Genomic DNA, 21,423 nt, shown 5'->3' on the forward strand with positions numbered 1-21,423 from the left:
TTAGGGCAAAGGGGCAGGGCCGGAAGGGGGTTTTCCGGCCTGCATCAGCGCTTCCAGAATCGGGCAGGAAGGGTGTTGCGCGTCGGGATACGCGTTTTCCAGACGTTGCAGGACCCGCTGCGGCGCCTGACCGCCGCGCCACAACGACAGCAATTGGGCAATCTCGTTGATGCCGAATCCCAAGACATGCGTTCGCCTGATGAAGCGCAGTACGGAGATATCGTCGTGGGTATAGCGCCGCCCCGTGGCGCCGGCGCGCCTGGCGCTGCCAAGCAGGCCGTGTGTGTCGCAATAACGCACCAGCCGTTCCGAGACATCGGCGCGCGCGGTGACCTCTTCGATGGCCCATCGAGGCTCGTTGCCGGGGGCCGCCGGCCGAGGGGTGAAGGCATGCGTATGCAAGGGGGAAATAGCGTCGTTCATGTGAGCTCCTGTCCATTGAAACCAGCTTGAAGGTTCCAGCCTGCCATGCGGTCAAGGTCAAGCGCGTGAGGGTAGCCGGCACGTTGGCCGCTCAGGCTGCCACGCCGTGGCGTTCAGCGATGCGCAACAACAAGGCGTCCAGCTCCTGCAGGATCGGTCGATTGTCGTCCGCCCGCCGCACCAGTGCCGAGGGCATCGCCGGCAGGTCGATTTCGACGAACGCGATCCCGGGCGTCGCGTAATAGCTGGCAGCGCGCTTGGTCAGCATGAGCAAGCCCTGCCGCGTATTGACGGCCGAGAGTCCTTCGCGGATGGTGCGCACAACGGGCCCGTCGCCAATCGGGCGGCCTTTCGGGGTATGCCTGGGAAAGTGATAGTCCTGCCATTCCTGGTTGACTGATCCCGGCACCATGCGCACGAGTCGCTCGTTGGTCAACACCTCCGGATCCAGCAGTGTCGCCGCGGCAAAGGGATGATCGTGCGGGACGCACAGCATGCGCTGGTCCCGCAAGACGATCGGGCCATGGCTCAAACCGTCCGCGCCCAGGGGTAGCCGGCAGAAGGCGGCGTCCACGGAGCCATCGGCCACCGCGGCATAGTGGGTAACGTAGGTCAGTTCGATGAACTCCAGTTCTACGTAAGGGTGGGCGGCCTTGAATTCGGAGACGAGCGGGCGGTACAGCTCATAGAATCCGCCGCCCAGGAAACCGATGCGCAGATGGCGCGGCTTGCCGGCCGCTTGGCGCTTGCAGTCGTCAAGCGCGCCTTTAAGCATGATGACGGCTGGCCCCGCGCCCAATTTCAAGGTTTCGCCCAGCGGCGTCAACGCAACGCGACGGCTGCTGCGTTCGAACAGCGGAGCGCCAAGCACGCGTTCAAGCGCCTTGACGGCTTCCGACACGGACGATTGGCCCATATGCAGGGTCTCGGCGGCGCGGCCGAAGTGCAGCGTTTCGGCGACGGTGAGAAAACACTCCAGTTGGCGTAGATCCATATTCGCGGCAGTCCAAAACGGGGCAGTGCTGCGCCCCGATTAATCGGCAATTCCGATTGATGGCGGCAATATTACCGCTTGTTCCCCCTGCTGGCGATGGGCAGAATTTGGTCCGCCTGCCGGTTATCAGGCAGGTCAATCTGGACGGAGGGAAGACAGTGGAAGAGACAACACAGCGGCGTGCGAGCGCCAAAGGATCGGCAGAGCCGATTGAATTTCTGGTGGAGGGCGACCGCATCCGAGGCACCTTGTATCTGCCTGCGAAGGCCGACGGCCCTGTCGGCGCCGTGGCCTTGGCGCACGGCTGGTCCATGGTGGCCGGGGGAGATCTGGAGGACTACGCGGCCGCGGTGGTCAACGAAGGGCTGGCCGCCATGACGTTCGATTTCCGCAATCTGGGACGCAGCGAGGGTTTGCCGCGCCAGGAAATCGATCCGCAGCGGCAGATCCAGGACTTCAGGTCCGCCATCTCGTATCTGCGCCAACGGCCGGAGGTGGATCGCGAACGCATTGGCATCTGGGGCAGCAGCTACAGCGGCGGGCATGCGCTGACGGTTGCCGCGATCGACAAGCGGGTCAAGTGCGTCGTAAGCCAAGTGCCGACGACCAGTGGCTTTTCGGCCGCGCAACGGCGCGTGCGGTACGACAAGGCGCAAGCCCTGCAAGCCGCATTCGAGGCCGACCGCGAGGCCCGCGACGCAGGGCTGCCGCCGGCCACCTTGCGCATGGTCGATGCGGACCCCGATGCGCCGGTCGCTTATCCGGGACGCGATTCCTACGAATACATGAGCGGGGAAGCGCGGCGCTGCCCGGCGTGGGTCAACGAAGTGACCCTGCGGTCGTTGGAGCTGGCCCGCGCCTATGAGCCGGGCATGTACGTCCGCCGCATCGCGCCCACGCCGTTGTTGATGATCGTGGCAACGGGCGATGGCCTGACGCCCGCCGACCTGCAGCAAGACGCTTTCAATGCCGCGCACCAGCCCAAGCAACTGCTGTTGCTGCCCGGCGGCCACTACTCCGTCTATACGGAGCACTTTGAACGCACCAGCCGCGAAGCGGCCAGCTGGTTTGCCCAACACTTGCGCGGATGCGCCAACGGATAAAACAATGACAACGACAATCATGGAGACACAGGACCGCCGGCGCCGGCTGGCATCGCTGCGCGCCGCCGCCGTGGGCAATGCCCTGGAATGGTTCGACTGGACACTTTATGGCACGTTCTCGGCCTACCTGGCCATGAACCTGTTTGATCCCGCCGACCGCACGTCGGCGCTGCTTGCCACGTTGGCCGTCTTTGCGGGGGGCTTTCTTGCCCGCCCCGTCGGCGGCTGGCTGTTCGGCCGCATCGGCGACCGCTATGGCCGTAAGTTCACCCTGGTTCTCACGATGTGCCTGCTGGCCCTGACCAGCCTGGCCATCGCCGTGCTTCCCACCTATGAGCAGGCGGGCGTGCTGGCCTCGATCCTGCTGTTCGCGTGCCGCCTGATGCAGGGGCTGGCGCATGGCGGGGAGTCTGGCGTGGCCTATACCTATGTGGCCGAAATCGCGCCGCCCGCGCGCCGGGGCCTATGGTCCAGTTCCGTGTTCGTCAGCGTGACCATCGGCGTCATGGCCGCCACCGCGCTTGCGGCGGTGTTGACGTCCTGGCTGGGCAAGCCGGCGATGGAAGCGTGGGGGTGGCGGGTGGGATTTGCCGTGGGGGCGCTGTTGGGCGTCTACGCGTTGTTCCTACGCCGAAGCGCCAGCGAGAGCGAAGTGTTCGAGCACCAGGCGCAGCAGGGCGGGGCGCAGAAGGTGTCAAAAGGCCAGGCCCTGCGCATCGCGCGCAATATCGTGATGATCGCCGCGGCGTCCAACGCTACGTACTACACCTGGGTCACCTTCGCGCCGGCTACGGCTATTGCCACGAAAGGCATGGATCCGTCGGGCGCCTATACCGCCAGCTTGATCGCCCAGTTGATATGCCTGCTTTGGCTGCCCGTCTGCGGCTGGCTGGCCGATCGCTATGGCCGCAGGCCCATGGTGATGGCCTTTGGCCTGGCGGTGGCTTTGGTGGTCTTTCCCGTGTCGCACCTGGTCACGGACCAGCCCTGGACGCTATTCGTCGCGCAGCTGATCGGCCTGGTGGTATGGGCATTGCTTGCGGCCATTTTTCCCGCCGTGCTGGCGGAACAGGTGCCTACCGGCGCGCGTGCGATGGGGGTGGGGTTTATCTCGTCGCTGTCGGTCGCGATCTTTGGGGGAACGGCCCCCTACATCAATGCCTGGCTTGGCGCTCAGGGCCTGGAGTGGGTCTACACGGCCTATGTGGGTGTGCTTGGCTTGATGGCGTTCGCGGGCGGATTTTTGATCAAAGAGACTGCGGGGATGGATCTGAACGACATCCGCCTATCCGAAGAACCGCCCACCGGCGCATCCGCCAAGCGCGCGGCCTTCAACTGATTTTCAACCTCTTCATCACGATATGAGCACTATGATTTATGCGGATCTTGCAGGAAAAGTCGCGGTCGTCACCGGCGCCGGGGGCGGTATCGGGCGCGCGGTGGTGACGGCGCTTCGGACCCAAGGCGTGACCGTCGTCGCCACGGACCGGGATGCCGGCGCGATGTCTGGACTGGACGCGGACTGCCGCGAGCTGGATGTTACGCAGGCGAAAGCGGCGCAAGCGCTGGCAGCCGCCGTGGCGTCGCAATATGGCGCGGTGGACATCTGGGTCAACAACGCCGGCTTCATGGCGCGGGCCCCCGCGCTTGATATCGACGAAGCCGCCTGGCAGCGCACGATGGACATCAACCTGAAGGGAACCTTCTTCGGCTCGCAAGCAGCCGCGCGGCACATGGTGGCGCAAGGCACCGGCGTGATCATCAACTTGTCCAGCTATGCGGGCGTGAAACCGCGGCCCAACTGCGCTGATTACGCGGCGGCAAAAGCGGGCGTCGCACATCTGACGCAATGCCTGGCGCTTGAGTGGAGCCCCCTGGGGATTCGCGTGAACGCCATTGCGCCCGGATTCATCGAAACGCCGATGAGCAGCTGGATGCACGCCGATGCCGGCACTTACGCGGAGTACGTGGAACGCTTGCCGGTGCGGCGGGTGGGGCAACCCGCCGAGATCGCCGATGCGGCGCTTTATCTGGCGTCGCAGGCCTCGTCCTATGTCACGGGCCACGTGCTGCTGGTGGACGGCGGCGTGTCCAAAACATGAGGAGCGAAATCGAAATGGATGCCTACTGGATGGGCAAGGCGGCGGTGGTCACAGGCGCGGCGCGCGGGCAGGGCGCCGCCGAGGTGCTCCGGCTTCTGCGGGCAGGCGCGGTCGTTTATGCGATGGATGTGTTACCCGATGGCGACGCAAGTTGGGCAAGCTTGCGGGCGGACGCGGGCAAGGACGCGGACAGGCTGCGGATACGAATTGCGGACGTCGCCAACGAAGCGGACTGGCTTGCCCTGGCCCAAGAGCTGGCGGGTGGCCAGGTGCCCCTGTTCGGGCTGGTGAACAATGCCGGGGTCACCTTGCGCAAGACGGTGACCGAAACCACTCACCGGGAATGGCGCCGCCTGCTGGACATCAATCTGGACGGGCCGTTTCTGGCTATCCGCACGCTTGCCGGTTTGATGCCCGCTGGCGCCGCAATCGTCAATACGTCGTCCACGGCGGGGCTTACGGGCTATTTCAGCGCGGCTTACACGGCCAGCAAATGGGCGCTGCGCGGTTTGACGCGGGCGGCGTCGATGGAGTTGGCAGGGCGGGGCATACGGGTGAACACGGTCTGCCCGGGCCTGGTTGAAACGCCCATGATCATGCAGCCCAATGCCGTCCACGACGTGGGTCGCGCCCGGCTGTTCTACGAAGGCAATCGCGATGCCACGCCGCTTTCGCGTGGCGCCGATGCCGACGAGATCGCCGCAGCCGTGATGTTCCTGTTGGGTCCCGAGGCCTCCTTCATTACCGGCGCAGACTTGCCGGTCGATGGCGGCATGACCGGCGGCGGAATCTACTGGCGCATCGGCAAAGCCACCGGAAACCTGTAAGCCCAAGCCGACAGCACGGCCCCGCGCCCTTGATTGAGGGCGCGGGGCTTTTTTCATGCTGACGTGCGCTTTTTAGACCCTGTGGGGCGATTTCCTTATGTATTACATTTAATATATGTATGCTGTATGATATCTTACATAAAGACGATTTAAATCACGATAAGGTTCCATTATCGTGACTAATTAAACATCAAGGCGCCAGCCAATCACGGAGTACGCGGGCCATGGCCACAGGAATTACCGAAACCGACGTCTGGACCGCCGCTGATGCGCTGTTGCTGGAAGGCGCGCGCCCCACGATCGAACGGGTACGGCAGAAGATCGGCCGCGGGTCGCCCAATACCGTCAGCCCGCATCTGGAGACCTGGTTTCGGGCGCTGGGAGCGCGCATCAAAGACCCCGGCGCGTTCGCGGCGTCGCCGGCGGTTCCCGACCCTATCGCGCAGGCTGCCGCGCATTTCTGGGACACCGCATTGGCCGAGGCGCGCGCCGAGCAAGCCGAGACCTATCGGCAGCGGTGGGGCGAACTGGCGCAAGAAGGGGAGCGCCTGGCCGCCGATGCCGAGCAATTGCAGCAACGCGAAATCCAGTTGGCCAACCGCGAGCGGGATCTCCAGGAAGGCCTGAGCGTGGCAACCGCTCAACTCGCGGCCACGGAAGACCGCTTGCGCGCCGCGGAACACCAACTGCGCCAGCGCGACGATCAACTCAAGCAGACCCAGCGGCAACTGGAAGATGCCCGAAGCGCGGTTCAAACGTTGCTGACCGAGGCCGAGAAACTGCGCAGCGCACAGGCTCAGGCGCTTGAGGCAACAGAAGCGCGCCATGCGGCGCATGAGCGGCGTTGGCTGAACGAGCTGGACGCGGAACGCGGTGTGGCCAAGAAATTACAGGCACGGCTGGACGACGCGCAGGCCGTCAATCAGCGGCAAGCGGCGCAATGGCAGACGGCGTTGGGCGAGGCACAAGAGGCCAAGCGGGTGGCGGAGCAGGGCGCGCAGACACTGCAGAGCGAGGTCGCGGCGGTCCAGCAACGGCTGCTTGCCAGCGAAAGGGCCGCTGCCGATGCGCTGGCGGCGGCCCGGCAACGCGAGGCGGGACTGGAAACGCGGTTGGACGCCGTGGACGCGCAATCGGCGTCGTTGCTGGCGCAACTCGCGCAAAAAGACGCGCAACTGGCCGAATTGACTCGGCATTTGATCGCGCTGGCCAACGAAAGAACCGCCGCGGCGGCGGCCGGCGCCGTCGTGACGGACGCCGAAGTTACTGCCGCGCCGCCGCGACAACAACAGCCTTAACGTCCCGGATAGACGCCTTGGAAGGGGGTGTTGTCGGGCTCCCCGAAATTTTCCGAGTGGTAGTTGGCGTGATCCCTCGTCGTGCTGTCGGCACGCGGCGGGCTGGAACTGTAAGAACTGGGCGCGGTGCAGCCGGCCAGCGCCAGGGCAAGCAATATGCCGGCAGTGGACAAGCGTTTCATGGGATACCTCCTGAAGAAATAGACGCCGTCCGATGTGCGGCGACCGGAGCATCCGGCCCCATCAGCCCTTCGGATTCGACGGCATCGGGTTCCTCCGCAAGCGGCGTGCCCGGACGATTTCACGGCAAGATACAAGTGCGGGTGAATTTCGGATAAATTGCCGAGAATCGCATCGACGCGCATCCCGAGCAGCCGCACACGGGGCCCGATGCGTCATCACGCAGGGCGCGCAGCCTTGCCGGGAGCAGCGGGTGAATACACGTCCTACCGTCGATCTTGCCCGAGTCCTGCTTGTCATTGTGATTCTGTCCGCCTTGATGATCGGCAGCCTTTACATCCTTAGGCCGTTCCTGCCCGGGCTGATCTGGGCGACCACGATCGTGGTGGCAACCTGGCCCGTGCTGCTGGCCATTCAGCAGCGGTTCGGCGGCCGCCGTTGGGCGGCCACGGTGCTGATGCTGCTGATCTTGCTGTTCGTGATCGTGCTGCCGCTATATCAGGTGATATCCACCCTGGCCGAACATGGCGGGGCCATCATGGCCGCCGTGAAAAGCCTGCCCGATTACGCGTTGCTGGCGCCGCCAAGCTGGGTACGCGCCATTCCGCTGGCCGGCCCGCGCCTCGCGCAAGAATGGCAAACCTTGTCCGACGCCGGCGCAGGCGGCCTGCTGGCCCGGCTGGAACCTTATCTGACCATCGCGGCGCACTGGCTGCTGAGCCACGCGGCGATCGTCGGCGTGTTCGTGATGCACATGCTGATCACCATCGTTATTGCCGGCATCCTGTATAGCCAGGGCGAGGCGGCGGCCGATTTCGTCAAGCGTTTCGCCAACCGCCTGGCCGGCCAGCGCGGCGTGGCGGCGGTCCGCCTGGCGGGTGCCGCCGTCCGGGCGGTTGCGTTGGGGATCGTGGTGACTGCCGTGGTGCAGTCGGTGCTGGGCGGTGTGGGGCTATGGATCGCGGGCGTGCCCGCGGCGGGCATCCTGACTGCCTTGATGGTGATGCTGTGCCTGGCGCAATTGGGCCCGTTCCTGCCGATGCTGGGCGGCGTCATCTGGCTATTCCAGAACGACATGAAGGTGGCCGCTATCCTGCTGCTGATCTGGGCGGTGCTGGTCGCCATGCTGGACAACCTGCTGCGCCCGATGTTGATCAAGCGAGGCGTGAACTTGTCGCTGCTGCTGATCCTGTCCGGCGTGCTGGGCGGCATGTTCGCCTTCGGCATTGTCGGTCTGTTCATCGGTCCGGTGATCCTGGCGGTGACGTCGACGCTTGTGAATGCCTGGATCGCCGATGTGCCGCCCCCCGCCGCGACAGCCGATATCCCCGAGACGGTTACGGGTAAGCTACCCGAGCCGCCCCCCGGAAAAGGCGTAACATCTGCCTGACGCCGCGGGCGCTTTGCCCGCGTTTTGCAACACCCCGGCAATACTTAATGACGATGCACCCATTTGTGCTGGCAGACAGCACGCCCGAATCGCTTTTCCGACCGGCCACGGCCGCACGCCAGGCGGTGGCGCGATGAGCGAAAGCGTAAGACTGGCCAAGCGCTTGGCCACGGAACAGTCCTGCTCCCGCGGCGATGCCGAACGTTATATCGAAGGCGGCTGGGTCGCGGTCGACGGCAAGACAATCGAAGAGCCTGGCTTCCGCGTGGCGCCTGGGCAGACGGTCAGCCTGCGGCCCGGCGCCAAGCTTGAAGACATGCGTCCCGTGACCGTGCTGGTGCACAAGCCCGAGGGCATGTATGCCGACAACGAACCGGGGTCGGCGCGCGACCTGATCGTGCCCAAGAACCTGATGCCGGGCGACCGGTCCGGCCAACGCTACCTGAAACGCATGTTCAATGGCCTGAAGCTGGTCACCCCGCTGGAACGCGCGGCCAGCGGCCTGGTCGTGTACACGCAGGAATACCCGGTGGCGCGCAAGCTGGTGGAAGAGGGCAAGCTTGTCGAACAGGAATACGTGGCGCAGGTCACCGGCCAATTAAGCGAGGGCGACCTGGCCCGATTGCAACGCGGTCTGGCCTTCGAAGGCCGCCCCGCCATGCCGATGAAGGTCAGCTGGCAGAACGAAACGCACCTGCGCTTTGCGTTGAAGACGCCGCCGCTGGGCTTCATCGAATACGTCTGCGACACCGCGGGCCTGCGGCTGCAGGCCTTGCGCCGCCTGCGCATCGGCCGGCTGCCGATGGCGGGGTTGGCCGTGGGCCAATGGCGCTATCGGCTGGACTACGAACGGTTTTGACGCCACATTCTTGACGCCACATTGATACGACCGACTTCGACCATGAACCTGCCGGCCGAGCTTGCGCAGAAGCAGAACCCGGGCCGCCGTGGCTTTCTTAAACAGACGGGCGCGCTGTGCCTGACGGCGCTGGCGCTGAGCGGCTGCGCGACGCGGACGCCGGGCACCCGCCAGCCGGCCGTCGCCACGGCGACGCCGCCCCCGCCCGCGCACGGCAAAGGCGCGGCCCCGGTGCCCGCCCTGCGGCCCGGCGCACGAGTCGCCATCGTGGCGCCGGCGTCCGCCGCACCGGGTGCCAGCGACGATGCCGCCGAATGGCTGGAGGCCCGAGGCTTTGTCGCCCAAGTCATGCCGGCCAGCCGGACGCGCCTGGATTCGCCGTATGACTATCTGGCGGGCAGTGATGCCGACCGTTTGGCGGATTTGCACGCGGCTTTCGCGGCGCCCGAGGTCGGCGCGGTGTGGTGCCTGCAAGGCGGCTTCGGATCATGGCGCCTGCTGGATCAATTGGATTACGCGCTGCTGCGCAAGCACGCCAAGCCGTTCATCGGCTATAGCGACATCACCGCGTTGCATCTGGCCATGCAGCGCCACGCCGGATTCGTCACGTTCCATGGCCCCATGCTGGGCCAGGACTTGCTGGCCGGCAAACGCGAACCCACGGAATCCAATCTGCTGGCGATGATCACCGGCCAGATGGGTAACGGGTCCTGGATCACGCCGCCGCCGGATGCACTGCCCACCGAATTGGTGCCGGGCGTGGCCAGCGGGCGGCTTATCGGCGGCAATCTGGCGCTGATCGCCGCGTTGACCGGCACGCGCAACGAGATCGACACGCGCGACGCCATTTTGTTTATTGAAGACGTCAACGAAGCCGTGCCGCGCGTCGACCGGTTGCTGGGCCAACTGGCGGCCGCCGGCAAGTTCGATGGGGTGAAGGGAGTGTTGGTGGGCACCTTCACCCGCTTGGGCGTGCAGATGGACGATGCGCAGGCGCAAGGCCTGCTATACCCGTTGATCCTGGACCAGTTCCGGTCGCGCGGGATTCCGGTGCTGGGCGGATGGCCCAGCGGCCATGGCGACCCAAACCTGACGTTGCCGCTGGGCGCGCGCGTCACTCTGGATACCGGCCGCGGCGCGTTGAGATTGGATCAAGCGGTAGTGATCTAGGCGGCGCGTGCTTATTGCACGCCGCTTTTATTCCACACTCACTTGCTGCTCTACCCACGTATTTTGATCCATTAATAGGCCACTAAGGTTAATTATGCGCCATTAATGGAACATAATTTGCACTTTAGTTGCACCATTAATCGTGCAGAATCGCGGTTAAAGCCCTATTATCAGGGCATGAAAAAGAAGATAGAACCCAGTTTCGATGCGGCTGACGCGCTGGCGCGGCTGGGCGCCAACGTGCGCACAGCCCGTTTGCGCCGCGCCGAATCGGAGAGCGCGCTGGCCGCCCGGCTGGGCGTGTCGCGCGCCACCATCGCCCGCCTGGAACGCGGCGACGGCGGCGTGTCGCTGGCGCTGGCGGTCGAGGCCTTGCTGCAATACGGCTTTGGCGACCAGTTGTTCGCGCTGGCGGACCCGGAACAGGATGGCGTGGGCAAGCGATTGGATGCCTTGCGGCGACCGAGCCGGGGCGGCGGGGCGGTCCCGCCGAACCGCATCGATCCCACCAAGCTGTAAGGCGGATCGGCCATGGCGCGCGCCAGGAAGCAGAAGTCCGTCGAAAGCCAGCTGTTCGTCTACGTGGACATCCGCGGCGAAGCGGTCCTGGCCGGCGTGCTGACCTTGGATGACTCGGACGAGAACCATTTTTTTGCCGAATTCACCTATGTGCAGTCCTATGTGAACGACCCACGCGCCTTCGCGCTGGACCCGCTGAACCTGCCGCTGATTGACGCCAAGACCACGTTCCGAACGGAAAGCCGCTATGAAACGCTGGGCGCGATCTTCGATGCCGCGCCAGACGCCTGGGGCCGTAATGTCATGCGGGTGGACAAGGCGGGCGCCCGCGTCACGGAAGACGAAGTGCTGCTGCGCGGGCGGGGCATGGGCGTGGGGGCGCTGTTTTTCAGCGCCCGCCAATTGACGCCGAACATGCGCAAGACCTACCGTCTGCCTGAAATCAGCCAGCTTGAATCGCTGGCTGACTTGTTGACGGACATCGACCGGGGCGTCAAGCCTAAAGGCCTGTACCGGGACATTCTGGGCAGTTCGTGGGATATCGGCGGCGCGCGGCCGAAGACCATCGTGCGCGACGGGCACGGCGAGATGTGGATTGCCAAGTTTCCGCGCCAAGGAGATTCGTATGACCGGCAACGGGTCGAATTCGCAAACCTGGAAATGGCCCGGGCCATCGGCCTGACCGTGCCCGAGATCCACCTGACCGAAACCCACCTGGGCGCCGTGCTGTTGACCCGCCGTTTCGACCGGGAACGATTGCCGGCCGAGCGCGGCGGAGAGCCCGTCGTGGCGCGCCGCCATTTTCTTAGCGGCGCGTCGTTGATCAGCCCGTCGGCGCAGATCGGCAAGCGCGAACTGGACAGCGAACGCGGCAAAGCCACGTATTCTTACGCTCGGCTGGCGGATGTGGTGCGCCGGGTGTCGTCGAACCCGGTGCAGGATCTGAAGGAACTTTACGCCCGCATGATCTTGAACGTGGCGGTGCATAACACTGACGACCATCTGAAGAATGTGGGGTTCGTGAAGGACGAGGGCGTGGGCACGTACCGCTTGTCGCCGCTGTTCGACGTGGTGACGCAGGAAGGGTCGGCCCGGCACTACTTGCACATCGGCGCGGCAGGGCGCGACAGCTCGTTCGAGAATTGCCTGACCGAGTACCGGCGGTTTGGCTTGCGGTCCGAAGCCGCGGCGCGATCGATACTCGACCGCGTGCGGGAAGTGGTGGCCGAGCGCGCCGTTTTCTATCAACGGGCGGGCATGGCCCACCCTGAAATCGAGCGGGTGGAAGCAACGTTGACGGCGTGGCGGCACGGTATATTGCCGGTATGAAAAAGCTGGATATTCCTGCGCTGGAAATCTTCGTCGCGGCCGTCGAGGAAAAGAGCCTGTCGAAAGCGGCCGAACGGGAAAACCTGGTGACATCGGCCGCCAGCAAACGGGTAGCCGAACTGGAGCGTCACCTGGGCCGGACGCTGCTGCACCGCCACGGCCGCGGCGTCGAACCCACGCCGGCGGGCGCATTGCTCTACCAGCGCGCCAAGGCCATCCTGCGCAGCGTCCAGCTGACGGAACAAGCGATCAACGGCTACTCCCTGAACGGGCAGGCGAAAATCCGGCTGGCTTCCAACCCGTCGACCATCCTGCAATTCCTGCCCGGCGTGATGGGACGGTTCCTGGCGGGCCGCAGTGATGTCAGCGTGGACCTGTTGGAAGGCCACAGCTACGACATCCCCCGCATGGTGGCCGAAGCTTCGGTCGATATCGGCATCTATCACGCCGATCACCCCGTGCCCGGCGTTGCCTCGTTTCCGTTCCGGCGCGATCGCGTCGGGCTGGTGGTGCCCGTGGGGCATCCCTTGGCCGACCGGACGGAACTGTTTCTGGAAGACGCGCTGGACTATGACCTGCTGGGCTACTTTCCCCGGCATTCGCTGGACCAGTTCCTGGCGTATGCGGGCCAAACGCTATCGCGCCCGCCCAACGTCAAACTGCAAGTCTCCAATTTTGAAACCCGGTGCCGGATGATCCGCGAAGGCTTGGGCATCGGCGTGGTGCCCGAGGGTATCGCGCGTCATTACCTGGCGTCGATGGGGCTGGTGTTGTTGCGCTTGCGCGATGAGTGGGCCGAGCGCCAGTTTTACGTCTGCGTGCGCGATAGGGCGCAACTCGCGCGTCCCGTGGACGAATTGCTGAAAGCGTTGACGGCGCCAGAGTCGCCGGCACGGTAGCCGCGCCGGCGACGGAACGCGGCGGCGTTATGCCCGCAGACGCGCTTCGGCGGCCTGTGCCAGCACCGGCCGCAGATAGGCCAGGAACCGATCGGGGTCTTCGCTCATGGGGAAGTGGCCCATGCCTTCCATGATCTGCCAGTGGGATCCCGCGATGCGCCCGGCCAGGAACTCGGTGTCCTGCGGCGTGCAGGAATAGTCGTATTCGCCGGTCAATAGCCACAGCGGGCAGCGCCGTGTGTCGATCCCGGCCACCCGGTCACGAATGTCCCCGTCCGCCGTGTAGAAATGCAGGTCGCCCTTGAACACGCCGGGGCCGCTCTGCATGTAGTGCCACAGGGTTTCCCAGCGGTGATTGTCGGGGCTGCCGGGGCCGACCAGACCCGATACGATTCCAGCGCAGACTTCGCCGCCATGCACATCGGGCCGGTTCAGCCATTCCAGGTCGTAATACGGATCCACGTGGGCGCCCGACTGCAACCCGATCGCGCCACCGAACCGGTCCGCATGTTCCAACGCCAGATGCAGCACAATGCGCCCGCCAATCGAACATCCCATCACCAGCGGCCTGTCCAGCGCCATCGCGTCGGCCACGGCGATGATGGCCTGCGCGTAGTCTTGGGACGTCAGCCGGTAAGTCTCCTGCTGCCAGCCTTCGGGCGGCGAGGACTTTCCGTGCCAAGGGAGGTCGAATGCAATGACGCGGAAGGACTCAAGGATCCGTGGGTCGTTCATCACCGCACGGTACTGGCGCGTATCGGCGCCCGCGGTATGCAGGCATAGCAGCGGGATGCCGCTGCCGGCTTCCTCGACATAGACGCGGTGCGTGCGGCCGCCCAGCGTCAGATGCAGGTAACGCCCAACGATGGGTTCGAACACAGCGGGGTGCGGATTCGCTTGTTGCGGATTCACGAGGGCGCTCCTTCGGCGCGCGGGCAGGCCAGCACGTCCTTGAAATACAGCAGATGGGACATCAGGGGATACAGGTCGCCTTCGACGCGCAGGCGTCGGAATTTCACCAGCGCCATCAGATCGTGGTAGCCCGGCGGGGGCAGCGGACGCCAGAACTGCGCCCAGTCTTCGGCCGAGGCCCGTAGCGCAAACTGCCAGCGCGGCATCACGAAGGGGCCTTGCCGCACGGCCTGGATTCGGCCCGCCGCTACCGTGATCAGGTAGGCGTCCGTGCCGCGTTCCAGCAGGAACACGGTGTGCAGGTGCCGCCCCCGCCACACCAGGCGTTCTTGTCGGTTGACGGCGTCGGCCAGGCGGTTAAGGATGAAGTCGTCGTCTTGCATCGGTTTTCCTTGTCACAAGGGCGGCGTGTCCAGCCGGTAGATGCCTGCGTCGCCGTCGGCGGGCGGATATTGGCGGGCAACGATGGGATCGTGTCCCGGCACGATATGCGCGTCTGAATCTGCCAGCGTGCGGATGCGCGCATAGCCGTCGAGCATGTCGCCTAGATGGAAGATAGCGGGAAACGGGTTGTTGTCGGTGAAGTTACGGGTGTAGTGCAGGGCGTCCGAGGCCAGTACGATCCAGCCGCGTGCCGTATGTACCCGGACGACTTGCAAGCCCTGTGTATGGCCGCCGACGTGATGCAGCTCAAGCCCCGGCGCCAGCACGGCATCGCCATCATGGAAACGGACCCGGCCCGCGTACACCTGGCGCACCACCGCCTGCACATCGTCCACCGAAAAGAAATGCCGCATGGCCGCAAAGCACATGTATCGGCCGGTGGCGTACTGCATTTCTGTTTCCTGCAAATGGACCTGCGCGCGGGGATACGCCTCGACATTGCCGGCGTGGTCATAGTGCAGGTGCGTCAAGATCAGATGATCGATGTCGGCCGGCGCCAGCCCCAGCCGGGCCAGCGCCGCTTCGGGATGCAGCGTGAACGCCCGGTCCCGCGCGCGGGCCGAACACGCGCTGAAACCGGTATCGACCAGCACATTGCCCACCGGCCCCCGCAGCAGCCAGCAATAAAAATCCATTGGCATGGGGCCATCGTGCACATCGGCGCGCGACAGGAAGTTGTCGCCGGCGCGCCGGGTCACGGTAGCGTAGCGGATGGCGTAGGCCTCGTAGACGGGCAGGGCGGCGCCAGCGGCCGGCGGCGAGTTCATTTCCTGGCCAGCTTGCATTGGCTTTCGGCCAGGGGCATGAAGGCCTGATCGCCCGGCACCGTCTTGATGATCTTGTAGTAATCCCACGCGGCCTTGGACGCCTTTGGCGCCTTCACCTCGACGACGTAGGTGTCGTGGATCAGTTTGCCGTCTTCGCGCAAGCGGGCATTGCGGGCAAACGCGTCGTGGATCGGCATGCTGCGCAGCGTGCGCATGACGGCGTCCACGTTGTCCGTGCCGGCTTTTTCCACCGCGCGCAGGTAGTTCAGCACCGCGGAGTACTGCCCGGCCTGCAACGCGGTCGGCATCTTGTTGGCCGCCTTGAAGAAGCGCTGCGCGAACGCGCGCGTTTCATCGTCCATGTCCCAATAGAAGGTCTCGGCGAATGTCATGCCCTGGGCGGCATCCAGGCCCACGCCATGCACGTCCGTGATACTCATCAACATGGCGACGAGCTTCTGGCGGTCGGACAGGCCGAATTCGCGCGCTTGCTTGATTTCGTTCTGTAAGTCCGCGCCCGCGCTGGCGAATCCGACCGCGTCGGCCTGGCTGGCTTGCGCCGACAGCAGGAAGGACGCGAAATCCGTGCCCGGGAAGGGGTAGCGGACAGAACCGGCGACCGTGCCGCCGCCTTCCTTGACGAAGCGCATGCCGTCGCTTTCCAGCGAATGGCCAAAAGCGTAATCGGCCGTGACGAAATACCACTTTTTCGCGCCGGCCTCGACCAGCGGCAGGGTGCCCACCTTGGCCAGCGCATAGGTGTCATAGACCCACTGCACATTATTGGGCGAGCAGTCTTCGCCCGTGATGCGCGTGGCGCCTGCGCCGGTCACCATCGTCATCCGGCCCTTCTCGCGGGCAATGTTCATGACGGCCAGCGCCACCGCGCTGTTGCCCAGTTCGGTCACCACGTCGACCTTTTCGCGGTCCATCCATTCCCGGGCCCGGCCCGCAGCGACGTCGGTTTTGTTCAGATGGTCGGCGGACAGCATTTCGACGGGTTTGCCCCGCACCTTGCCGCCAACGTCTTCGATGGCAAGCTTGGTGGCCAGCACCGAGCCGGGGCCGACATTGCCCGAATAGGCGCCGGACATGTCGGTCAGCACGCCGATGCGCACCACACCGTCCGAAATACCCTCGGACGCCTGCGCCTGAGCGTGAATGGGGGCCAAGCCGGCGCCCGCGGCCAAAGCAAGCACGGCGGTAATTTTGTTTTTCATGGTCTTCTCCTTTGGGTCGTGCGGCTACATCTGGCTGACGTACTTGATCTGCATGAACTCCTGCAGGCCTTCGACGCCGCCTTCCTTGCCCAGGCCGCTATCCTTGAAGCCGCCAAAAGGCGTTTCGGGCAGGGATGCCTGGCAATGGTTGATGCAGACGACGCCGCTTTCGATGCGCTCGGACGCCAGCCGGGCCGTGGCCGCGTCCCGCGTGAAAACATAGGACGCCAAGCCGAACGGCAGGCGATTGGCCAGCGCCAGCGCCTCATCCGTATCGCGGAACGGCTGCACAAGCGCCAGCGGCCCGAAGGGTTCGGTGTTGGCGGCCAGGCAATCCGGGCCCGCATCGCGCAGCACGGTCGGGGCCCAGAACCAGCCCGGCAGGTCCAGCCGCGAGCCGCCGGCGGCAAGCTGTGCGCCATGCTTGACGGCATCGGCCACCATGGATTCCATGGCAGCCAACCGGCGGGGGTTCGCCATCGGCCCCATTTGCACGCCGGCATCCAGGCCGTTACCCACGCGCCAACCGCGAGCGCGGTCGGCCAAGCGTTGCACAAAGCGCTCATAGACGCCTTGCTGGACGTACATGCGCGTGGGCGACGTGCAGATCTGGCCGCTATTGCGCAGCTTGGCGGCCAGCAGCGCGTCGGCGGCGGCTTCCGGGTCGGCATCGTCGAACACCAGCACCGGGGCATGCCCCCCCAGCTCCAGCGTGGCGCGCTTCAGGCCGCTTGCGGCCATCACCGCCAGATCGCGGCCAATGGACGTGGATCCGGTAAACGTCACCATGCGGATCACGGGCGAGGCGATCAGCCGCCGGGAAATCTCGCCAGGGTCGCCAAACAGCATGTTCAGCACGCCGGCGGGCAGGCCCGCATCCGCCAGCGCAAGGGCGATTTCCAGCGCAATAGCCGGGGTTTCTTCGGACGGTTTGATCACGATCGAGCAGCCGGCGGCCAACGCGCCCGCGATCTTGCGCGATGGCGTGATCGCCGGGGCGTTCCAGCCGGAAAACGCGGCGACCGGGCCGACGGGTTCGGGAACCGCCATTTGCCGGATGCCGCCGACGCGCCCGGGGATCAGTCGGCCATAGGTGCGCCGCGCCTCTTCGGCGGCCCATTCGAACATTTCGGCGGCGGTCGCCACTTCCTTTTCAGATTCGGGCAGCGGCTTGCCAAGCTCGCGGGTGATCAGCCACGCCAGGCGGGGCGTGCGTTCCCGCATCAGCGCGGCGGCGCGGCGCAGGATTGCCGCCCGTTCCAGCGCCGGCGTATCGCGCCAGCCTGGGAAACTGCGGCGGGCGGCGTCCAGCGCTTCGTCGATGTCTTCGGTCGCAGCCACCGGCACGCGCCCCAATACGACTAGCGTGGCCGGGTCGATCACTTCCAGGCCCGGGCGATTGCCGGCGGGCACGAGCCGGCCGTCGATCAACAGGTTCAGTTCGGGATAGTGCATTTAGTCGGCCTTTGCGATGTGGCTGGTCTGCATGACTTGCGCCCAGCGGTCGGTTTGCGTGCTGATGTGCCGCGCGAAGTCGTCGGGGCTGCCGGTCATCGGGTATTGGCCCAGTTTCAACAGCGCGTCGCGCGAAGCCTCGGTGCCCATCACCTTGTTGATCGCGGCGTTCAACCGCTGCGTGACGGCGGGCGGCACGCCAGCGGGCGCCAGCACGCCGTTCCACGGTTCGGCCGAGAACCCCGGAATACCGGCCGACTCCGCCACGGTCGGCACGCCCGGCGCCACGGAAGAGGGCTGGGCCGCCGCGACGCCAAGCGCGCGCATCTTGCCCGCCTGCACCTGCGGCATCGCGGCGATTGCGCTCAAGAACGCCATGTCAACCCGTCCGGCCACCAGGTCGGCGATCGCCGCCGAATCACCCTTGTAGGGGATGTGAGTGATATCCACGCGGGACGCGCTCTTGAACCATTCGCCGGCCAGGTGATTCACAGCGCCGCTTCCGGCCGACGCGAAGGTCAGCGCCCCGGGCTTCTGGCGCGCGCCGGCGATCAGCTCGCGCACCGTCTTGTAGGGGGAGTTGGCGGGCACGACCAGCAGGTACGGGTAACTGGCGACCAGGGCGATCGGCTGGAAGTCCTTCAACACCTGATAGTCGACCTTCTGCTTATAGACGGGTTCGATGGATAGCGTGCCGCTACTGCCGAGCATCAGCGTGTAGCCGTCGGCCGCGGCGCGCTTGACGGCCTGCAGCGCCACGACGCCGTTGGCGCCCGGACGGTTTTCCACCACGATGGTCTGACCGAGTTCGGCCTCCAGGCCGCGGGCCAGATAGCGTCCGACGGCGTCCGTCGGGCCGCCAGCGGTAAAGCCGATCACCAGCGTGATTGGCTTTACGGGGTAGTCCGCAGCCGCGGCATTGAAGCCGAGCGCGGTGGCAAGCAGGGGCAGCGCCCACCTGCGAAGCATGGATGTCATGGTTGTCTCGAATAGGGAAGGCCGCGGCGGGCGCCGCAGGCAACACGGTTGAATTCAGGCGTAGCCGCGTTCGATCAGCTTCACCATTACCGGGTAGTACTCCTTGACGTAGCCCGCGGCGCGTGTGCGCTCAAGCAGGTCGTGCGTCAGCTTGGCGGCGCGGGCGTCGACATCGCCCTGGTTCGCCAGCTCCAGCGCCAGCAGGATGTCCTTGATGGCGTACTCGGTTGGAAAGGTCTTTTCGGGAAAGGTCTGGGCGGCAAGCGCCTTCTGGCCCGGATTGCGCAGCACGAAGCTGTCGGCCGACCCCTTGCTCAGCGCGTCCAGCAGCAGCGTACCGTCGACGCCCGCGCTGCGCCCGATCGTGATGGCCTCGGCCAGCGCATGGACGGTCATGAATACCACCATGTTGTTCATGATCTTCACGACCTGGCCGTTGCCGATGCCGCCGCAGAGCAGCACGTCCGTGCCCATGCACGACAGGTAGGGCAACACCGTCTCGTAGTCCTCGCGGGTGGCGCCCACGGTGATCATCAGCGTGCCCAGCCGGGCCGCTTCGCGCATGCGCGCCACCGGCGCGTCGATCAGCAGGATGCCGTGGCCGCGCAGGACCTCGGCCAGGCGGCGGGTGCGTCCCACATCACTCGTGCTCATGTCGACCACGATGCGCACACGGCCGCCGGCTTCGACCAGGCCGCCCGGTCCGGTGCATACCTGTTCCACCTGCACGATGCTGGGTAGCGACAGGAACACGATCTCGGCGGTTTGCGCCACTTCGACGATCGACGCGCAGGCGTGGGCGCCCAATGCCCCGATGCGGGCCACCGGTTCCGGGCTGATGTCGGCCACATAGACGGGGTGTCCGGATTTACGGACCAGATTGGCGCACATGGGCTCACCCATCACGCCCAGGCCGATAAAGCCCAGCGGGGTCGTTGTCTCACTCATTACTGCCTCCTTGGAATGGCGTCTGTTTTTCTAGCTATTGCCATGCAGCTTACGGAAGGCCCCGGCGCGGCGGTGTGAAAAATTGGCAAAGCAACTATCTCCAATTCCGTCCCCCCCGGATCAAGAACGCTCGTTTTCCTTTTTATCAATCCTGAGCCGGGTCCGGCCGCCTAGAGTGGACGGCAGATATCAGCGCCGCCTTTGCCGCGCCGCAACAATAGTGGGAGACACAAGCATGCTGCTGGACACGATTGCCGCCTACGGCGCCCAGGACACATTGGCCAGATTGCCCGATGCGGTGGTTCATCACGCCAAACGGGCGTTTCTGGATTGGCTGGCCGCGCTATATCCCGGCACGCGTACCGCGCCTTGCCTGCAATTGCTGGGCGCGCACGGAGCGGAACTGGGCGCGGGCGTGTCCAGCTTGCCCGGTTGCGCCACCACGGCTTTCGCGGCCACGGCGGCATGGATCAACGGCAGCGTGTCGCACGCGGTGGAATTCGACGACATCTTTCGCGACGCGATCTACCATCCCGGCTGCCCGACCATCGCCGCTGCGCTGGCGCTGGCGGAAGAGGGCGACGCCAGTGGCCAGGCGCTGCTGAACGCCATCGTCGTGGGGTACGAGATATCGACACGCATCGGCGTTGCCGTGCAGCCGTCCCATTACCGCTACTTCCACACGACGGGTACCGTGGGCTGTTTCGGCAGCGCGGCGGCCGCCGCCGCGTTGTGCGCCCCGGGCGACGCGCAAGTGATGCGGCACGCGCTGGCGACCGCCGGCACGTTGGCCAGCGGCCTGCAACAAGCGTTCCGCTCGGACGCCATGAGCAAGGCGCTGCATGCCGGCCATGCCGCCGCGGTGGGCGTGCGGGCCGGGCAGGGCGCGGCGCACGGCATCACCGGCGTGGCCGATATCCTGGAAGGCGATGTGGGGTTCGGCGCGGCATTGGCGCAGGATCCGGACTGGGCCGCCGCGGTCGAGGGCCTGGGCCAGCGCTACAACATCCTGTCGATCACGCAAAAGAACCACGGCTGCTGCGGCCACACCTTCGCCGCGATTGACGCCGCGCTGGCGCTGCGCCAGCAAGGGTTACGCGCGGACGACGTGGCGTCGTTGCGCGTGGCTGCCTATCAGACCGCCCTGGACGTCACGGGAAATTTCTCGCCCGCGACGGCTTTCGAAGCCAAGTTCAGCTTGCCCTATGTGGTGGTGCACGCGCTGGTCCATGGCTCGGTTCGCTTGGACGCCTTCGGCGCCGAACGCCTGCAAGACCCGCAGGTGCGCGGGTTGATGCAGCGCTTGACGCTACACGCCGACCCGGCATTCACCGCGGGCTTTCCGACGATGCGCGCTGCGCGGTTGTCGGTCACGACGACGGGCGGGCAGGTGCTTGAACACCATTCGCCGTACCGCAAGGGCGACCCCGAGTCGCCGCTGTCCGACGCGGATCTGAATGACAAGTTCGACGAATTGGCCGGCCCCGTGCTGGGCCGCGAGCGAGTCCGTGCGCTGCGCGACGCCGTCTGGCGCCTGGACGCGATGCCCGTGCGCGCCCTGCGCCTGGCTGCCGACATGCCGCGGCTTTGAACCCCTTATTCGCTT

General features: G+C 65.5%; 22 protein-coding genes. 12 read left to right on the forward strand and 10 right to left on the reverse strand.

What is annotated here, in order from left to right; translation table 11 throughout:
* Entirely contained in the window at nucleotides 1-423 is a 423-nt protein-coding gene (locus ACI0FO_RS23690) for a MerR family transcriptional regulator (RefSeq protein WP_416030704.1), read from the reverse strand.
* Between the two features lie 91 nt (nucleotides 424-514).
* Entirely contained in the window at nucleotides 515-1,417 is a 903-nt protein-coding gene (locus tag ACI0FO_RS23695; RefSeq protein WP_416030705.1) for a LysR family transcriptional regulator, read from the reverse strand.
* 218 nt (nucleotides 1,418-1,635) lie between these two features.
* Here ACI0FO_RS23695 and ACI0FO_RS23700 point away from each other — a divergent pair, with 218 nt between their 5' ends.
* The 5 genes from ACI0FO_RS23700 to ACI0FO_RS23720 all read left to right on the forward strand — a co-directional run bounded on the left by ACI0FO_RS23700 (nucleotide 1,636) and on the right by ACI0FO_RS23720 (nucleotide 6,747).
* Nucleotides 1,636-2,520 (forward strand): alpha/beta hydrolase, encoded by an 885-nt coding sequence (locus ACI0FO_RS23700; protein ID WP_416030922.1) that lies wholly within the window; start codon nucleotides 1,636-1,638, stop codon nucleotides 2,518-2,520.
* A gap of 4 nt (nucleotides 2,521-2,524) precedes the next feature.
* The gene (locus ACI0FO_RS23705; protein ID WP_416030706.1) at nucleotides 2,525-3,859 is read left to right on the forward strand and encodes an MFS transporter; all 1,335 of its coding nucleotides are present in this window, start codon (nucleotides 2,525-2,527) and stop codon (nucleotides 3,857-3,859) included.
* A 22-nt stretch (nucleotides 3,860-3,881) separates the two neighbouring features.
* Entirely contained in the window at nucleotides 3,882-4,622 is a 741-nt protein-coding gene (locus ACI0FO_RS23710) for an SDR family NAD(P)-dependent oxidoreductase (RefSeq protein WP_416030707.1), read from the forward strand.
* A 14-nt stretch (nucleotides 4,623-4,636) separates the two neighbouring features.
* Complete coding sequence (locus tag ACI0FO_RS23715) at nucleotides 4,637-5,449, forward strand: SDR family NAD(P)-dependent oxidoreductase (RefSeq protein WP_416030708.1); 813 nt, start codon at nucleotides 4,637-4,639, stop codon at nucleotides 5,447-5,449.
* A 224-nt stretch (nucleotides 5,450-5,673) separates the two neighbouring features.
* A complete protein-coding gene (locus ACI0FO_RS23720; RefSeq protein ID WP_416030710.1) occupies nucleotides 5,674-6,747 on the forward strand; it encodes a DNA-binding protein in 1,074 nt (357 codons plus the stop codon).
* Here ACI0FO_RS23720 and ACI0FO_RS23725 read toward each other — a convergent pair.
* A complete protein-coding gene (locus ACI0FO_RS23725; protein WP_416030712.1) occupies nucleotides 6,744-6,929 on the reverse strand; it encodes a hypothetical protein in 186 nt (61 codons plus the stop codon). The two genes, ACI0FO_RS23720 and ACI0FO_RS23725, sit on opposite strands and share 4 nt — an antisense overlap.
* Before the next feature lie 251 nt (nucleotides 6,930-7,180).
* On the opposite strand from ACI0FO_RS23725, the gene ydiK reads away from it, so the two are divergent.
* The 6 genes from ydiK (at nucleotide 7,181) to ACI0FO_RS23755 (ending at nucleotide 13,093) form a co-directional block, all read left to right on the forward strand.
* Nucleotides 7,181-8,317 carry an AI-2E family transporter YdiK gene (gene ydiK, locus ACI0FO_RS23730; RefSeq protein ID WP_416030713.1) on the forward strand — a complete coding sequence of 379 codons (1,137 nt, stop codon included), beginning with the start codon at nucleotides 7,181-7,183 and terminating at the stop codon, nucleotides 8,315-8,317.
* Between the two features lie 133 nt (nucleotides 8,318-8,450).
* Entirely contained in the window at nucleotides 8,451-9,176 is a 726-nt protein-coding gene (locus ACI0FO_RS23735; protein WP_416030715.1) for an RNA pseudouridine synthase, read from the forward strand.
* Between the two features lie 231 nt (nucleotides 9,177-9,407).
* Nucleotides 9,408-10,346 (forward strand): S66 peptidase family protein, encoded by a 939-nt coding sequence (locus ACI0FO_RS23740; RefSeq protein ID WP_416030924.1) that lies wholly within the window; start codon nucleotides 9,408-9,410, stop codon nucleotides 10,344-10,346.
* Nucleotides 10,347-10,523: 177 nt separating this feature from the next.
* A complete protein-coding gene (locus tag ACI0FO_RS23745) occupies nucleotides 10,524-10,865 on the forward strand; it encodes a helix-turn-helix transcriptional regulator (RefSeq protein WP_310028608.1) in 342 nt (113 codons plus the stop codon).
* Between the two features lie 12 nt (nucleotides 10,866-10,877).
* On the forward strand, nucleotides 10,878-12,194 hold the full coding sequence (locus ACI0FO_RS23750) for a type II toxin-antitoxin system HipA family toxin (protein WP_416030716.1): 1,317 nt from the start codon (nucleotides 10,878-10,880) through the stop codon (nucleotides 12,192-12,194).
* Nucleotides 12,191-13,093 (forward strand): LysR family transcriptional regulator, encoded by a 903-nt coding sequence (locus ACI0FO_RS23755; RefSeq protein ID WP_416030718.1) that lies wholly within the window; start codon nucleotides 12,191-12,193, stop codon nucleotides 13,091-13,093. The genes ACI0FO_RS23750 and ACI0FO_RS23755 overlap by 4 nt, the downstream gene beginning before the upstream one ends.
* Before the next feature lie 27 nt (nucleotides 13,094-13,120).
* Here the strand turns inward: ACI0FO_RS23755 and ACI0FO_RS23760 are convergent, their stop codons facing one another.
* Genes ACI0FO_RS23760 through ACI0FO_RS23790 form a run of 7 tightly spaced genes read right to left on the reverse strand, consistent with a single transcriptional unit; the run spans nucleotide 13,121 to nucleotide 19,817 of the window.
* Nucleotides 13,121-14,005, reverse strand: a complete 885-nt coding sequence (locus ACI0FO_RS23760) for an alpha/beta fold hydrolase (RefSeq protein WP_416030720.1) — start codon at nucleotides 14,003-14,005, stop codon at nucleotides 13,121-13,123.
* Complete coding sequence (locus ACI0FO_RS23765; protein WP_416030722.1) at nucleotides 14,002-14,388, reverse strand: hypothetical protein; 387 nt, start codon at nucleotides 14,386-14,388, stop codon at nucleotides 14,002-14,004. Before ACI0FO_RS23765 ends, ACI0FO_RS23760 begins: the two co-directional genes overlap by 4 nt.
* 12 nt (nucleotides 14,389-14,400) lie before the next feature.
* Nucleotides 14,401-15,216, reverse strand: coding sequence for an N-acyl homoserine lactonase family protein (locus tag ACI0FO_RS23770; RefSeq protein ID WP_416030723.1), 816 nt, complete (start codon nucleotides 15,214-15,216; stop codon nucleotides 14,401-14,403).
* Nucleotides 15,213-16,436 (reverse strand): ABC transporter substrate-binding protein, encoded by a 1,224-nt coding sequence (locus ACI0FO_RS23775; RefSeq protein ID WP_416030725.1) that lies wholly within the window; start codon nucleotides 16,434-16,436, stop codon nucleotides 15,213-15,215. Before ACI0FO_RS23775 ends, ACI0FO_RS23770 begins: the two co-directional genes overlap by 4 nt.
* A gap of 24 nt (nucleotides 16,437-16,460) precedes the next feature.
* A complete protein-coding gene (locus ACI0FO_RS23780; protein ID WP_416030727.1) occupies nucleotides 16,461-17,891 on the reverse strand; it encodes an NAD-dependent succinate-semialdehyde dehydrogenase in 1,431 nt (476 codons plus the stop codon).
* A complete protein-coding gene (locus tag ACI0FO_RS23785; protein WP_416030729.1) occupies nucleotides 17,892-18,869 on the reverse strand; it encodes a Bug family tripartite tricarboxylate transporter substrate binding protein in 978 nt (325 codons plus the stop codon).
* 54 nt (nucleotides 18,870-18,923) lie between these two features.
* The gene (locus tag ACI0FO_RS23790; RefSeq protein ID WP_416030731.1) at nucleotides 18,924-19,817 is read right to left on the reverse strand and encodes an NAD(P)-dependent oxidoreductase; all 894 of its coding nucleotides are present in this window, start codon (nucleotides 19,815-19,817) and stop codon (nucleotides 18,924-18,926) included.
* 235 nt (nucleotides 19,818-20,052) lie between these two features.
* Here ACI0FO_RS23790 and ACI0FO_RS23795 point away from each other — a divergent pair, with 235 nt between their 5' ends.
* Nucleotides 20,053-21,408, forward strand: a complete 1,356-nt coding sequence (locus tag ACI0FO_RS23795; RefSeq protein WP_416030733.1) for an MmgE/PrpD family protein — start codon at nucleotides 20,053-20,055, stop codon at nucleotides 21,406-21,408.
* Nucleotides 21,409-21,423: the final 15 nt, after the last annotated feature.

The organism is Achromobacter marplatensis (assembly GCF_049060505.1).
Lineage (GTDB): Bacteria > Pseudomonadota > Gammaproteobacteria > Burkholderiales > Burkholderiaceae_B > Achromobacter > Achromobacter marplatensis_A.

Coding starts and splice junctions, on each gene's coding strand:
- ACI0FO_RS23755 (WP_416030718.1), top strand. CDS start 12,191: ATGAAAAAGCTGGATATTCCTGCGCTGGAAATCTTCGTCGCGGCCGTC.
- ACI0FO_RS23780 (WP_416030727.1), bottom strand. CDS start 17,891: ATGCACTATCCCGAACTGAACCTGTTGATCGACGGCCGGCTCGTGCCC.
- ACI0FO_RS23795 (WP_416030733.1), top strand. CDS start 20,053: ATGCTGCTGGACACGATTGCCGCCTACGGCGCCCAGGACACATTGGCC.
- ACI0FO_RS23765 (WP_416030722.1), bottom strand. CDS start 14,388: ATGCAAGACGACGACTTCATCCTTAACCGCCTGGCCGACGCCGTCAAC.
- ACI0FO_RS23750 (WP_416030716.1), top strand. CDS start 10,878: ATGGCGCGCGCCAGGAAGCAGAAGTCCGTCGAAAGCCAGCTGTTCGTC.
- ACI0FO_RS23690 (WP_416030704.1), bottom strand. CDS start 423: ATGAACGACGCTATTTCCCCCTTGCATACGCATGCCTTCACCCCTCGG.
- ACI0FO_RS23725 (WP_416030712.1), bottom strand. CDS start 6,929: ATGAAACGCTTGTCCACTGCCGGCATATTGCTTGCCCTGGCGCTGGCC.
- ACI0FO_RS23775 (WP_416030725.1), bottom strand. CDS start 16,436: ATGAAAAACAAAATTACCGCCGTGCTTGCTTTGGCCGCGGGCGCCGGC.
- ACI0FO_RS23790 (WP_416030731.1), bottom strand. CDS start 19,817: ATGAGTGAGACAACGACCCCGCTGGGCTTTATCGGCCTGGGCGTGATG.
- ACI0FO_RS23785 (WP_416030729.1), bottom strand. CDS start 18,869: ATGACATCCATGCTTCGCAGGTGGGCGCTGCCCCTGCTTGCCACCGCG.
- ACI0FO_RS23715 (WP_416030708.1), top strand. CDS start 4,637: ATGGATGCCTACTGGATGGGCAAGGCGGCGGTGGTCACAGGCGCGGCG.
- ACI0FO_RS23705 (WP_416030706.1), top strand. CDS start 2,525: ATGACAACGACAATCATGGAGACACAGGACCGCCGGCGCCGGCTGGCA.
- ACI0FO_RS23745 (WP_310028608.1), top strand. CDS start 10,524: ATGAAAAAGAAGATAGAACCCAGTTTCGATGCGGCTGACGCGCTGGCG.
- ACI0FO_RS23735 (WP_416030715.1), top strand. CDS start 8,451: ATGAGCGAAAGCGTAAGACTGGCCAAGCGCTTGGCCACGGAACAGTCC.
- ACI0FO_RS23710 (WP_416030707.1), top strand. CDS start 3,882: ATGAGCACTATGATTTATGCGGATCTTGCAGGAAAAGTCGCGGTCGTC.
- ACI0FO_RS23720 (WP_416030710.1), top strand. CDS start 5,674: ATGGCCACAGGAATTACCGAAACCGACGTCTGGACCGCCGCTGATGCG.
- ACI0FO_RS23770 (WP_416030723.1), bottom strand. CDS start 15,216: ATGAACTCGCCGCCGGCCGCTGGCGCCGCCCTGCCCGTCTACGAGGCC.
- ACI0FO_RS23695 (WP_416030705.1), bottom strand. CDS start 1,417: ATGGATCTACGCCAACTGGAGTGTTTTCTCACCGTCGCCGAAACGCTG.